The organism is Novipirellula methanifontis (genome assembly GCF_052161655.1).
Taxonomy (GTDB): Bacteria; Planctomycetota; Planctomycetia; order Pirellulales; family Pirellulaceae; genus Novipirellula.
Genome location: NZ_CP197418.1, coordinates 1,212,499 through 1,227,556, shown reverse-complemented (window position 1 = coordinate 1,227,556; position 15,058 = coordinate 1,212,499). Strand labels below are relative to the sequence as shown.

General features: G+C 54.8%; 8 protein-coding genes. 5 read left to right on the top strand and 3 right to left on the bottom strand.

Annotated elements, in window-relative coordinates; genetic code table 11:
- Positions 1 to 24: 24 nt before the first annotated feature.
- The 3 genes from SH528x_RS04330 (at position 25) to SH528x_RS04320 (ending at position 6,300) form a co-directional block, all read left to right on the top strand.
- Positions 25 to 1,893: a hypothetical protein gene (locus tag SH528x_RS04330; RefSeq protein ID WP_442509300.1), complete on the top strand. Its 1,869-nt coding sequence runs from the start codon at positions 25 to 27 to the stop codon at positions 1,891 to 1,893.
- Between the two features lie 194 nt (positions 1,894 to 2,087).
- Positions 2,088 to 3,440: an NADP-specific glutamate dehydrogenase gene (gene gdhA / locus SH528x_RS04325; protein WP_442509299.1), complete on the top strand. Its 1,353-nt coding sequence runs from the start codon at positions 2,088 to 2,090 to the stop codon at positions 3,438 to 3,440.
- Between the two features lie 139 nt (positions 3,441 to 3,579).
- On the top strand, positions 3,580 to 6,300 hold the full coding sequence (locus SH528x_RS04320) for a protein kinase domain-containing protein (RefSeq protein ID WP_442509298.1): 2,721 nt from the start codon (positions 3,580 to 3,582) through the stop codon (positions 6,298 to 6,300).
- A gap of 221 nt (positions 6,301 to 6,521) precedes the next feature.
- On the opposite strand, the gene SH528x_RS04315 is transcribed toward SH528x_RS04320, so the two are convergent.
- Positions 6,522 to 7,898, bottom strand: coding sequence for a TlpA family protein disulfide reductase (locus tag SH528x_RS04315; RefSeq protein ID WP_442509297.1), 1,377 nt, complete (start codon positions 7,896 to 7,898; stop codon positions 6,522 to 6,524).
- A 48-nt stretch (positions 7,899 to 7,946) separates the two neighbouring features.
- On the opposite strand from SH528x_RS04315, the gene SH528x_RS04310 reads away from it, so the two are divergent.
- Complete coding sequence (locus SH528x_RS04310; protein ID WP_442509296.1) at positions 7,947 to 8,075, top strand: hypothetical protein; 129 nt, start codon at positions 7,947 to 7,949, stop codon at positions 8,073 to 8,075.
- Between the two features lie 49 nt (positions 8,076 to 8,124).
- Here the strand turns inward: SH528x_RS04310 and SH528x_RS04305 are convergent, their stop codons facing one another.
- Both SH528x_RS04305 and SH528x_RS04300 read right to left on the bottom strand, forming a co-directional pair.
- The gene (locus SH528x_RS04305; protein WP_442509295.1) at positions 8,125 to 8,667 is read right to left on the bottom strand and encodes a hypothetical protein; all 543 of its coding nucleotides are present in this window, start codon (positions 8,665 to 8,667) and stop codon (positions 8,125 to 8,127) included.
- A gap of 148 nt (positions 8,668 to 8,815) precedes the next feature.
- Positions 8,816 to 10,969, bottom strand: coding sequence for a VWA domain-containing protein (locus tag SH528x_RS04300; RefSeq protein ID WP_442509294.1), 2,154 nt, complete (start codon positions 10,967 to 10,969; stop codon positions 8,816 to 8,818).
- 161 nt (positions 10,970 to 11,130) lie between these two features.
- Between SH528x_RS04300 and SH528x_RS04295 the strand changes: the two genes are divergently transcribed.
- Complete coding sequence (locus SH528x_RS04295) at positions 11,131 to 14,856, top strand: caspase family protein (protein ID WP_442509293.1); 3,726 nt, start codon at positions 11,131 to 11,133, stop codon at positions 14,854 to 14,856.
- The last annotated feature ends 202 nt before the right edge of the window (positions 14,857 to 15,058 follow it).

Below are 15,058 nucleotides of genomic sequence, written 5' to 3'. Positions count from 1 at the left end.
TTTTTGCATAAAAGAATTGACAAAATGGTACCTACTCCCTTTCTCGCACGACGGATTTCCGCCGGGATCTCGCTTGTCCTATCCGTAGTGACCAGTTCGGTTTGTGTGGCACAAGCAACTCCGGACAAACTGACACGCGAAGAAAAACACACTGACGATTCCGGCATCATGCTTGACTGCCGACAAGCAACCCCGGACAAACTGACGCGCGAAGAAAAACTGAGCGACCCGGTCTATATGTCGTGGGTTGCATCGAAACCGGTTGGAAGATGCGTTAGTTGCCACGTGATGGGGCCGAGCGACGCCGATATCGATAGCGGACGCTCCGGCGATCTCACCTCGTTCAGCCGACGTAGCGAGATGATGCACTGGTTGCAAAAGGACAAGCACACGATCGCTCGCCGGCGGATTGAACCCTTCGCAGCCGAACAGAGCGAAGACGAACTTTTAAAACTGTACGACCGGCTCGATGCTCAAATCGAAAAAGCAATCGAAGGGTACAAGAAACGCGGCGAAACGATTGATCGCAGCAAAGTCGGACTCGAAAGCATTCCCGAAGAGTGGATCGGGCAAAGCAATCTGCTCAGCCGCCGCATCTGTGACAAACTATGGGGTTCGGGCTCGGTCACGACCGAGGATGGCTACGCCAAGTTTCGCGATCATTGTTTGACTTGTCACGGCGGCTATCACGCCGGAGCCAGCGGGTTTGATTTGGCAGACCTCGATAACGCTCAACTGGGCATCGATTGTCTGTACTGTCATCAAGAGGGCAAAAACGATCAATGGATCACGCCGCATCAAGTGCCCGAAAAATGGCGATTGAAATCACCTCAAGAAAAATCGACTGCCGGATTGCGAAACTTGGTCGACACGTCCAACCAAGCCCAATTGTGTTTCGATTGCCACGTTGGCAACCGCTCGAAACACATGTTTGTGTCGCATGAAATGTACGCGGCAGGGCATCCTCCGATACCCTCGATCGAACTTCAGCAGTTCTGCGCCGAGATGCCACAACATTGGCAAACGCCTTCACAGTTGTACGAGTCGCTGGCCGATTACCCTCAGCGAAACGACTATTTCAATATCAACTACCCTGGACTGCTCGGGGCGACCAACGCAGGCGATCTGTTCTGGAACACACGCAAAATGTTGATCGGAGCCTTGGTGGCTCGGCAACGGATGCTCGATCTGTATATCGAATCCGCGTCGGCACATGACTGGGCGGATTACTCACTTTACGATTGCTCAGCCTGCCATCACGAGTTGCGATCCAACAGTGAACGACAACGACGCGGCTATGTCGGCGCCCCTGGGCGTCCGCGACAAAACGAATGGCCCGATGCGTTACTGACAATTGCTTATCTGTTTTCTGGCAAAGAAACGTTGGGGCAATCACGAAGTCTCGAGAGTGAAATTGAGCAACTCTTTAGTGATCAACCGTTCGGCAATCCCGACCTGATCGCTGCGAAAGCCGAAGTGCTACGGGATCATATCGCGACGGCGATTGATGCGATTGAACAGAAGCCTGTGGATGCTCGAATTGCACTGGCGGTACTGCGAGGCCTCGCGACGACGCCGAAAAGCAAGTTATTGACCTATGACGCCGCTCGACAAGTCATCTGGGCGATGCAGACGATCGCGACCGAGCTAAAACTCGAAAACAAACCTCTCGACTCGGAACCGCACATCGACTCGGAACTGCACAAGCGGATCCAGCAACTCGGGAACCCCGACGTGACGGGAATTTGTTCATGCTTGCCCTCGGGTCGCAAACAGTTCATTTACCCTGATCGTCTCGAGAAGGATCTAAAACGAAGGGCCGAGTACGAGTCATCGCGTTTGGTCGCCCAACTGAAAAGTTTACGAGCGGATTTGGCCAAAACTGCGAAGTAAAATCGGAGATAGGCTACTAGGCTTGCCCCGTGTGGGATAGGCTTCCAGGCTTGTTGAGAGGGTAATGACAGGCTAGATGCCTATCCCACATTGATCGCTAAGATCGCGGAGCGATCAGCGACAAAATACAACTTTGCAGCGTTCCCGTCGTCTAGAATAGGAGTGGTCACTCACCCCAAACGACGAGGTTCATCATGTTAAAGTTCGTACGCGAAGAAGTAGAATCGTTCATGCAGGGTCTCGTCAAACGGAACCCGGGTGAGGACGAATTTCACCAAGCGGTTCGCGAGGTCACGGAGTCGCTGATGCCGTTCATCTTGCAGCACCCGCGGTACAAACAAGCTCAGTTGCTGGAGCGTTTGACCGAACCCGATCGCATCATCATCTTTCGTGTGACTTGGGAAGACGACGAAGGCAACTTTCGTGCGAACCGCGCCTGGCGAGTTCAGTTCAACAACTCGATCGGTCCTTACAAAGGCGGTCTGCGTTTCCATCCCTCGGTGACGCAAAGCGTTTTGAAATTTCTTGGCTTTGAACAGATTTTCAAAAACAGTTTGACGGGACTGCCGATGGGCGGTGCCAAGGGTGGATCCAACTTCAATCCCAAGGGAAAAAGTGAGCACGAAGTGATGCGGTTCTGTCACTCAATGATGATTGAACTGCATAGACACATTGGCGAGGACACTGACATTCCCGCAGGTGACATCGGAGTCGGAGGTCGCGAGATCAGCTATCTGTTTGGTCAATACAAGCGATTGTCCAATACGTTTGTTGGGACACTGACCGGCAAAGGCTTGTCATTTGGCGGAAGTCTGGTGCGAACCGAAGCAACAGGATACGGCTGTGTCTACTTTTGCGAGAACATGCTCAATCGTCTCGGTGACTCGGTCAAAGGAAAATCGGTCTGCATTTCCGGCAGCGGTAATGTGGCAATTTACGCTGCCGAAATGGTGGGTAAATTGGGGGGCAAAGTACTGACTCTGTCGGATTCCGGAGGTGTCATTCACGATCCGGACGGGATCGACGAAGAAAAATTGTCCTTTGTCAAAGAATTAAAAGAAAAGCAGCGTGGACGCATCTCGGAATACGCCGAAAAGTATCGTAAAGCCACATTCCATGCGGACCGGCGGCCTTGGCATATTCCTTGTGAAGTCGCACTGCCTTGTGCGACTCAGAACGAAATCGAGCACGAAGACGCTGCCGTACTACTGAAAAATGGTTGCATCGCGGTTGCCGAAGGGGCGAACATGCCGAGTACACTCGAAGCGATGAAGGCGTTTCGTGAAGCCAACATCTTGTTTGGTCCTGCCAAGGCCGCCAACGCAGGCGGCGTCGCCGTGTCCGGACTCGAACAAAGCCAGAACTCGCTACGGTTGCAATGGACCCACGCGGAAGTCAACGAAAAGCTTAAAAGCATCATGAAAGAAATTCACGAAAAGTGCGTTCAATACGGAACGAAGGGAGATCATGTCGATTACGTTGACGGTGCCAACTTAGCAGGTTTTGTCAAAATCGCCGAAGCGATGCTGGCGTACGGAGCCGTTTGATTCTCGCCTTTTTTGATTTTTGCACGTTTTGCCTCGCGAACGATTCGCGTGGCGTCATCCGATGCATGTACGATTGCAATCGACTTGCTAGACTGCGACTGAGTCCCTTCCGAGATTTACTTTATTCCTGAATGGAAACATGCTACAGCGAGGCTACGAATTTGCGTCGGGTTATCGATTAGAAGAATTTCTAGGTCGAGGCCAATTTGGTGAGGTGTGGCGGGCGTCTGCGCCCGGTGGCACCCAAACGGCCGTCAAATTTATCGACCTCAGCGGCGGGCAAGGAAATAAGGAATACGATGCGATCAAGCGAATCAAGCTGATTCGCCACGCCAACTTGATGCCGATCACGGCAATTTGGTTGCTCGATGCCGCAGGCAAATTGATCGAAGACACTCCCGATCAAGCCGTTGCGACCATGGACGTCAGCGAACTGATCACGCCGGATCGAGGCAGTTTTGCGATGCCGCGAACGCGAGAACCAGCCACACTGGTGGTCGCGATGCTGCTGGCCGGCAAAAGCCTGCTGGACCGGATGGTCGAATGCTTGCGAGAGACCAATACGGGAATTCCCGCGCGCGAACTGCTGTCGTACATGGAGGACTCGGCCAAGGGACTCGACTTCCTTAACGACACGCGGCATGATCTCGGATCGGGCGAAGTGGCCATCCAACATTGTGATGTCAAGCCTGCGAACATCGTCATCCTCGGCAACAGTGCCGTGATCTGTGACTTTGGTTTAGCACGGATTCTGACGCGAACTCAAATCACCGCAACCAGCGCGTCGGGCACGCCCGCGTACATGGCGCCCGAAGCGATTGAAGGAAAGCCAAGTCAATCGAGTGACCAATATTCGTTGGCGATCAGCTACTACCACCTGCGAACGGGCACGTTGCCAATGAAGGAAGGTTCGCTGTTCCAAGTATTGAACGCGCATCGTGAAGGCGACTTGAACTATGATCTCGTCGCGGCTCCGGAGCAACAAGTGCTACGGCGGGCAACGAAAATCGATTGGAACGAACGATACGAATCCAACATCGATTTTGTTGACGAGTTACGTGACGCGTTGCGTGCCGAAGGGGCAATGACCACCGCCGCAGGACGCCCCACATCCAAGTTCGAACCGGCTTCGCCAAGCGGCGAAACCCAAAATGACCGCTTTGCGGAGACGCAAGGGGTAGAATCGCCACTTGCCGACACCATGGACGGGACGTCGGTCACGGAAACTGGTTTTGCTGATACTGAGACAGCGAAATCTGACGGCATGCAGAGCACTCGGGCGTTACTGCTGCAGACGACTGATGCCGGCGAGTCCTCGACCGCCGCAGCGACACCGAGCCAATCGCTCGGCAATCCACTGACGCGGCATCCGCTGCTTGGCGGCGTCTTAGCAGTCGTCCTCCTTGGCGTAGCCATTTTTGCGATTCCTCGCGGCGAATCCATTACTAGCAACGGTGACAGTCATCCCGTCAAACCCAATCCTGTGGTCCCCCCCATTCCTCTCGTCGAACGCAGTCCTCAAGAACTGCTGGACTTGGCGACGAGCACTTTTACGACCGATTCGGCTAAGGCAGCAGAGTTGTTCCGCCAAGCAGTGCAGAAACGTCCGAACCTAGCGACGCCCGAACCGATCGTCCACAAAGCGCATGCAGATGGAGTCGAAACGTTACTGCTGGCTTCACCCACGAATCAACTGATTAGCTGGGGCTACGACGCGAATGTGAAGGTTTGGCCGGTGTCGCCGAAATCGTGGTCCGAACCGTCCGCTGAACCGATCATGCTCCCTGGTTTGGATGTATCGCTATCCTATCGCGATGCAATCCAATTATCGCCCGACAAGCAACGTCTCGTCGCGGGATCGGGAATGGACGCTAATGTCTGGTCGCTCGAAGCATTGCAGCGTGACGCAAGTAACCCGGCTAAATCGCTTATCGCCGAGATCAAGTCACTTGAGGACGAGGTCAAGGCGGTCGCATCCCATCCCAAAGATGCCACCGTTGTTGCGATGTCGCTCGGTACGGGAAAAATCGTTGTCTATCGAGTTCTTACGAAGACATCCGAGACGCTCGCAGAGCCCACCAAGCTGACTCAGCTAGAAACAGTCGAATCGATTAGCCGCTTGGCGTTTCACCCGTCGGGCGATTGGCTGGTCACGATCACCGTTAAAGGCCAAGTGGTTGCCTACGCCTGGGAGGATGTGCTTACCGGGGCGGAACAGAACCGCGCTCCCACCGCGATTCCCATCAACCCCAAGGGAACTCGTGTTCGCACGATTGCCTTTCCACCGCAGGATTCACGCGGTAACACCCCACCGAGCATTGTCACCGGGGACGAAACTGGAACGGTGACGATATGGAGCATTGCCAACGAGCCGAAATTGCAGTCGCGAAAACAACCGCACGCTGGCGGCGTCATGGCGATGACGATATCGGAGGGAACGAATGACACCGCGAGTGTTTTAGTCACCGGCGGCGATGATGGCACATTGAATTCATGGACCTTGAGTGAAGGTGCCAGCCAAAGCACAATTGGTCACGACCAAACGCTTCCGCTCAGCACGCAACCCGTGTCGTGTGTCGACGTTACCGTCGATGGTCGTTGGGTTGCCGCTGGCACCTATGATGGCACGGTGTGGCTTTTGGATCGCAGCAGCCAAGACAAAACGGCGGCGTTTCTAGCGTCTGGAACCGAGACGATTGACAGCATTTGCATTGATTCGGCAAATGGCTGGCTGATCGTCGGATGCGGCGATGGCAGCTTGCGAGTGTGGGATCTAGTGCGTTGCAAACTGATCGCCATGACCCAATTGCGTCCCAGCAAAATCATCGAAATGAAAACCAAGCAACCCCCTGTGATCTAATGGGCAATCACTTGTTCGGTTGCGACGTCCGGTTAGTGATACGCAACTCATTCTTCATCCCGAAGGGATTCACGCCATTAGTCGTAGGTCGCGATAGCGCACCTACAAATACGTTACGCCGCAAAGGTTCACGGTGAATCGCACGTTTGCTTGACAACCACTGCAGTCAGCCCAAGATCGCTGACACTGCTGAATCAACGAGAAGCCATAACATCGCGGTGCTATTCAGTGAGTCGGTCTAATTCTTCGCGAAGCGATTCCTGCAATCCTGAAGTAAAACCGACATGAACGGCTTGGATGTCTCCTTGCCGATCGATCACGACCAAGTGCGGGATGCTTGCCACGCCGAACGCAGACGACTGCCGATTCGTATCGAGCACCGCCTCGACATTCACATCGAGTCGGTCCAGGGTCGCCCGAATTTTTTTGACATCGGACTCGTTCGTGACCGCAAGCAACCTCACATCTTGATCGGAATACTCATTGACAACCTCGGCTACAGCCGGCAGTTCTCTCAAACAGGGACCGCACCACGTGGCCCAAAAGTCGAGCACGACAACCTGGCCGCGGTAATCAACCAGTTGATGCGACTTGCCGCTGAGTGTCTGCATCTCCAACTCGGGTGCTTGTCGGCCAGTCCAACTGCCACCTTCGGGGAATTCAAAAGCGATTCGTTGATAGCCGCGGCTCGAGGGCAACTCAAACGCCTTTTCCGGAAGGATGGGATTGAGAGCCCAGTCCGTGTAGGTCATCGCAAAATCGTTGAGAGAAGCCTTGCGAAGCAGCGCAGGACCTTCCGCGTCGATCCACAGATGCAGCTTACTTTCGTCTGGCTCTGAATCGGGATCTGCCGGCTTCGCCTCACGCGACGAGTCTGAACCACCAGCAGCTTTCAAACGACACACCTTGCCACTGCACACCAAATGCTCGGCTCTCTGACCCTCGAGATTTTCGCTTCCGATCCACTTCACGGTTCCCCAACCGCGACTGCCTAAAAATTCAGCGATATTATCGGTGAAGGGCAACAACGCCATCAGTTCCAATTCAGGAAAAGCATGCGTGGGAGGCGAAAGCGAAAGTTGGTCGATGTGACGTAGAACCGTATCGAGACTGTCGGGAGCAGCCCCCTCGAGAAAGCATCTCTGACTTCTCGAATCAGACGGGTTAAGCTCGTGCTCGCTATTGACGCGGAACCGGTCTCCGTCAGAGACAAACGCTAGCCCCCCCACCCAGTTTTCATAACGAAGCACAACTTGATTTGGTCGGATGCCGGCGATCAACGATGGGATCGGGGCGAAACCAGACATTTCGCCGGTGTAGTGACGTGTTTGGCGGACGCGAAACGATCGAGTGGCATGTGCCAATTGTTGTACTGAATCCAAAACCGTCTGAGCATCGGCTTCCGCATCCCCCGTCGGCTGTAACGGTTGCCGAACCGTTTCCAGCTCAGATTCCAGCGGCAATTCACCAGTAAGGTATCCGATAGGGATCAGTGAAACCCCGCTCGGACGCTCGCGATTGAAAACAAAAATTCCGCAGGCAAGTAGCCCAAAACAAGCAGTACCGGCCACCGTCCAACGCTTTGACTTTTGTGACATCAAATTACGTCCCGTCGTGGTGTGAATGATTCAGATAGGGAAGACGGAATGACCAGCATCTCGAAGCTCGAACTGAATGAAGTGAACTCCATTCAGATCGCGGCCAAGACTGCCTTCTATCTAAATAGTCTGCCAAGAATTCCTAACCACGCGGCCTTTTCGCTCTCTCCACGCTAAAAACTGCAAATTTCATTGCATGCGATGCATCGAGAAAGGGCGCTAGTTGCTAGGGGACCAACTGAACCTGCATGTCAGGCCTCGCCTTTTGCAAAGCATTGATTTCGGCTCGATCAACCCGAGTATCGACCAGTAGCACCGTCTTCAGATTCGACATCTTATGCAACGGCCGAAGCGAATCGATGCTTTCGGCATGGACAGTGAGCTGCCTGAGTCGCGAAAGTCGGGATACAGGATCCAGGTCAAGCGGCAATTCAGAACCGACGTTGAGCGTCGTCAGGGAACGGAGGCGAGCAATCCGGTCAAGGTTATTGAGATCCGGGTCGTAAACGACTACATCCTCGACATTGTGAGCGTAGTGCGGGCCAAAAAACTGCTCAATGGTGCCACTTGGGGTGGCGCTTGACGGGTCAAGGAACCCGAGACTCGGGTCCTGTGAGTCGTAACGCCATAATCCGGTGTGCAGCCCGGCAAGCCATGCGACTGTGCTTCGCTGCTGAGTCGCCTCGTAATGCACCGATGCAAACCATGTTGAAATCAGAGTGACGATAACAAGAAGCGTTGAAAGCGAGAATTTCAGCCGGCGTTTCATGTTCATATCGTTACAAATAAGGGTCTCGAAATTGAGTTAGGTGCTGCCGCGGGACTGCCTACAGATCGTGTTCGATAAAACACAATTGGAGTGGATGTTGATGACAGGCTGGAAGCTATTCCACATCAAAGGCTTTACCTTCGGAGCCCTAGACCTCGTCCCACTTGCTCATTTCGACGTGGATCGTGGGCAAGTAATCGTGCTCGGTCTGGCCACTCGTTTCGTCCCATCGCAACCACTGTTTTAGCTGCTTGCCTTCAGGAGAGTCGGGCCAGTTCGCGAGGATCTCAATCACGTGTCGCCGTGACTCCTTCAAATCCGCCAGCGCAGCAGGCACACCCCAGTCACCTGCGTAAATCCCCGCCAACATCCAGTGGCCTCGCAACTGCGAGGCGGGAGGCATCGTAGGATCAACTAGAAGCTTGTATTGCGTGATCGCATCCTCGACGTTGCGATTGACCAGCAACTCATAGTCGCCAGCAATTTCTTCGGACAAACTCGTCGCCTGGATCTTCGATCGATTGGCGTACGCCCGCCCCAACGACGATCTCATCAGAGTCATCCGGTCCTTTGCTTCACCAAGGTCACCTCGTTGATATTCTCGCATCGCTTGATTGAACGCAACGTTCGATAGCAGCCAATGCCCGAGTGGATTTCGCGGTTCGGCTTTCGCTGCGGCACTGGCCGATGCTTCCGCCGTTTTCAATAGCTGAATCGACTCGTCACTGTCGCCTGCAAAAGCCAACGATTGCTCGAGCGCCTCGAGTGCCGCCAACAACTCGGACGACGTGGCGGTTGTTTCGGCGATCGGAGATTGCAACATTGCTTTGGACGCATTACCTATCGCTTCGTTCGCCAATCGAGTCAGGATAGGGTCGCGTGATGGATCGTTGCTGGCAGCCGTCAGGATCACATTGGCGACTTGTCCATAATCGCCATCAAAAGCGACTTGAATCACCGCTTCGCCATCACGACGTCGATAGGCCGCGGTTTGAACATGCTGAGTTTGCGGTGCAACCGATCCCCACACGACGTAATCCGCTTGAAGTCGCCCCGCGAGTCCTCGGATCGCTTGCGTTTGCGTCATCCCCTCGGCCCGCAACCGACGCAATTGACGCTGGATATCGATTGTGCTGACCACACTGACCCCAGACAGGGCGGCAAAACGGTGCCGAATCGCAGTGGCCACTTGCACCGACGATCGATCGGGATCGAAACGCATTCCGTCAAGCGGTTCATGAGGCACCACCGCGATGCTGACGTTTGTGGCCGCCGCGGCGCCCGCTCCGCCATCTGCTGCCACCAACACTTCCTGGCGACGCGCCGCCGCGAGATCAAACGCATTGATTGGCTCTAATTTAGCGTATTGGGTTTCAGGACGCTTGCCGGCTTCGATTAACGCCGTTTGAATCGCGGGGTACGACAAATCCAACATCACGCCACTGGATTGCGAAGCCAGCTCGCTCATAAATTCACGCGTTGCGTCGATCACTTCCCGATAGGGATCGACGTTGTCATCATCACTCGTACAAAGAATACAATTGATCTGGATTCCTCGTTTGCGAGCTCGTGATACCAACAACTCGTTAGTGTAATGGCGGTATGCACCTGGGAACTTTGCATCGCGGAATGTCGCGGAATAAGGGGGCGCATCAGCGAACAACATCACCCATTTGACCACGTTGGGATTGTCCGACCATGGCAATTGAGTGATCGCGGTGTGCAGTCCCACGTCGGGGAGCTCATGAAAAAAGGGCTCGCCCGATTCGGGCTTCAGCGACTCGACCGCCTTATCAATCGTCGCCTTATCTGCCGTGAACGTTGGCAGAACGATACTGACTTCGCCCGATGGCGAACCGTAATCTCGATAGACGACGATCGAAGCCCGCACCTCGCCTTTGCGAAAACGTCGTAAGTCACCGAGCATGCGGTCGATCGAGCCTCGCACTCCGGCAAGTTCCGCCGACATCGAATTCGTGCCGTCGATGACTAGCGCCACCTCCAGCTCGCCTTCGTCTCCGCCAGCCATCTCTAAAAAGTTGCGTTGCAGCAACCCCATCGTCCTCCGTTGAGGCACATCCAGCGGCGAAAACATCGTCGAAATCGCCAACGACGCTGGCGTAGACGACGACGCTGACGTGGACGGCGTCTGCGCAGTTGAAGCAGGCGGGGAAGGGGAGGGTGATGGCGGCTGAGCCGACGACTGGATAACGAAATCATCGACGACTAGCGGCACCAGGGCGCAAACGCCTGCGAACAACCAACGAGGAAGCTTCATCAATATCCGTTTCGATTCAAACATTACTCGTGTTCCCTGGACGTAATTTCCCTGGACATAGATTTCGGAACCACCCATTTCGCTGCTGTGGTTTTCCGAGTCAATGCGAAGCAATTAAGTTCGCTACCCGTTATCATGATAGTCCACAGCCATGTTTGGCGGGTCGAAGGAGAAAGTAAAAACTGATGACAAGTGTACCACGTGAAATTTGCATCCGTTGGGGTGCGTTGCTATTGCTCTGGATCGCCAGCAGCCTGAATGCGTCTGCGCAATTGCCCAGCGAGCACACACTGCCGGGAAAAGGGGCACAATCGACCGAATTACCGGATGAATCCACGCTGCCCGGTGCGCTGCCCAACGGTCCCGCGGCGCTGGACAAACTGCCTGGCGAGAACCAGTTACCAGGAACCACGACCGCCCCGCAAGCCTCGAATACGAATGCGATCGATGGCGGCAATGCACTTCCCGCTGGAATTCAGCCCATTTTGCGACTCGATTACAACGCTCACAGCGGAGGCATTCGAGCGATCGAGTTGGCAAGTTCGCCGAACACGGCCAGTGACACCGCAAACAGTGACTCAGCAAAAAACGAAGCTGGTAAACACGACTCAACAATTGTCAAAACGCTGCTTACTGCGGGCGAAGACAAGGACTTGCACGTTTGGCGCCGCTCGCCATTAGGAGATCATCCCTGGAAACATCATCGCACGATTCGTTGGCAGGTTCAACGAGGTCCGCGTGGCCGCATCTACGCCTTGGCCGCTAACGGCAACCAAATTGCGATGGCCGGTCACGGCGCGATGGGGTCGCTTGGCGAAATTTGGATCGTCGACGCAATCAGTGGGAAATTGGTGCGACCGCTGGTCGATTTTAATGCGGGTCATCGACAAGTCGTTGCCTCGCTCGCTTGGTCCCCTGGCAATGGATCGCCGGGCAACGAGGGCGAAGACGTGTCTGACGACGTATCCGGGACGAAGCCCGCCGTGTTGGTGTCGCAAGACGTCGAAGGCCGGGTGATGACATGGCAATCCGACCAAGACACCGGATTATGGTCGGGGAAAACGGTGATCCAGCCAGATTCGATTGCCTATGGTGCGGAAATCGCAAGCCAAATTCGTAGCTCGCGAGGCTTTGTGCCGGTGACATTTCGTGGTGACAACGAATTGGTGGTGCCCCACTTCGTGGGCTTCACCGAAAAAGCCCCCATCGTTCCTAGGTGGCAACTGCAACGCGTTGACCGCTTCTCGGGAAAAACCAGTTTGCTGGATAAAACGAGTTTCGCATTCCACGTCCGCTGTATTACAGTGGCACCCGATGGTCGCTCCTTGGTCGCTGCGGGTGCGGATGGCACGCTGGCGGTTTGGGATTTTGATGACAAACAAATGGTAACGCGGCATCGTGAAATCAAAATCGGCGGCCGACCTCTTTTTATTCATCTTGACGCTGCCAAAAAATGGCTCTTGGTCGGTACCGAACTAGCGGGAATGCGAAATGGTCAAGCGGTGTCACGGCTTCAGCTTTGGGATCTTAGCGGCGACACACTGAACCTTCGTTCGGAAACCTTTCCTGCCGCCGCAATCCCCGCAGGACGAATCGACGTTCAGAAGGGTAAGGCCATCGTCGCAGTGAATAGCGAAATCCACCTTTACGACATCGACGACGAAGGACGCATCGCAGCGGAGCCTCACGAAGTTTTGGATTCGCCTGCGATGCCAATTCCACGTGTTGCGTTCGCCAAAGAAACATTGCCGTACACGATTGCATTAGCGCGCGGTGACTCGAAAGATTTCACCGACGTGTTCGACTTGTCGGGCATTTCGCTGCAGGGCGAAGCTAAGATTGACCCTGACGACTATCTGCCCACTCAACGGTTGCCCCAGCGGTGGACCGTTCGTAGCGAAAAACAAGACCGCGAAATTCGATTTCGACTTTACCGCGACGAACAACCGCTAGGCACGCTGCCGCTAAAACCCGAGATTCATGGAGCGGTTTCCGCGATCGGGACGATAGATGCGAAAGAGACGGGAACCGCAGTAGTGGTCGGCACCTCCGGCCGAAACAATGTGTACGTTTACGCTTGTGACGAATCCGATCCGCCACAATTGATTCGTCAGTTTCGTGGACACTCCGGTCGCGTGCGATCGATATCGGCTTCGGGTGACACTCGGTATCTGGCAACTGGCTCAGAGGATGCAACGATCGGAATTTGGAATCTCGAGAATTTGTTCACCGATTCGGAAAGCATCAACCGCTGGGGTGCCGAATTCGAAATCGAAGATGGAAAACTGATCGCCACCTCGGTGCGTGAAGCAGGACCGCTGTACTTTCGTGGCGTCCGCGAAGGGGACAACTTGTTGTCGATTGGATGGGCCGATTCAGTGGGTGATGTGCAAGAAAAATCGACTGCCGCCGAAGTCCAAGCGGCATTATCGTCGCTACCGTTTGACACATTGGTGGCGTTTCGTTTTACTCGCCTGGGACGCCCCCAAGAAACATTTCAAAGCTTCCCTGCTTGGCGTCCGCTCGCCACGCTGTTGGTCGATCGAGATCGCGAATGGGCGATGTGGACACCGGCGGGTTATTACGATGCCTCGTTTAATGGACACCAACGATTTGGTTGGCAGGTCAATCGCGGCGTGCAGCAACTGCCCGACTTTTTCCGCGCCGCCCAGTTCCGCAAAACCCTCGAGCGGCCCGATGTGATTCGGCGGTTGCTGGAAACCGGCAGTCTGCCTACAGCGATGCGTCGATCGCTCAGTCGCATCGCCCCACCGGTGGGTGACGCTTCGATCGTAAACCAATACCTGACGAAGCCTCACATCGAATTAATTTCTCCGCAAGCCAGTGAACTTGTTCGAGGTGACGATCTCGTTGTTCGCGCCGATATCCGCATTCCGTTGGGAACTCGCCTTGTCGATCCCAAGGCGTTCATCAGTGGTGTTCCCTCGATCGCGAAGCAACAGGTGTCGGATCAAGTCGATGAAGCGACTGGGATTCGCACCTTGGGATACGAGTGGACATTTCGCGTGCCAAGTGATCCCCAGTTACAGCTCGAGGTGATCGCGGCAACTGATACCGACGCGATCGACCGTGTGCTGATTCGACTGCCCCACGAACGCATTGAACCGCCGCTGCGAAAGCCGCAGATGCACCTGATGGCGATTGGCGTGGGCAGTTACATCGACCCCCAGATTCAATCGCTCGACTTTGCCGCCGGAGCCACGACCGCGGTTGCCGATACGCTGCGAACTGCGGCTGGCTCATTGTACAACGTCACCACGGAACAATTGGTCGACGACCAGGCGACTCGGCCGCTATGGAAGATCTATGCATCCGAGGCCGTCAAACAGTTGTCTGCCACGATTTCGCCCGACGACTTGGTGGTCATGTATTTGTGTGGTCACGGACTGCATGATCGGCGAAATGACCAGTGGTACTTCGTGACTCACGACGCCGATTATCGTCAATTGATGAACGACCAATACGCCAACTGTTTGTCGTTTGAGGATCTGTCACTATTGGCGGCGCTGCCATGCCGCAAGCTCGCGATTCTCGATTCCTGTCACAGTGGTGCGGTGCAATCGGCAATGCGGGTGGATGATCTGAAGAGTGCGCTACGTTGGTTACAAAACGATGTGGTGATCACGATCACGGCAAGTGAAGGGGACGAAGAAGCCGCCGAAGTGGTCGAGTCGCGATTGGGTCGTTTCACCACACGGTTGATCGAAGCCCTTAACGGGCAAGCCGATGCCGACGGCGACAGCGTGGTCACACTCGACGAAACGATCGCCTATGTTTCACGGACGGTCGCCGAAGAAAGCCAGGCGGAAGGCATGTCACAACACCCAACGGCCAGCCCGCCCTACTTGCTGGACCATCTACGTCTGCCGCTAAGTTCAGTGAAACGTTAAGTGCGATCAAATGGCACGGCGCTAGCCCAATGCCATCTACTTTGCTAGTGGCATGGCGTGAGCCGTCCGGTTGCAGCGAGAAAAACGTTCGATTTAGGCCGGGCGGCTCGCGCCGCTAACCAAGAACGTCAGAATAGGCAAATTAGGAAGCCTGTTCCGCCGCTGCATAGTTAAATGATTCCGATTGCTCTGAATGGACGAA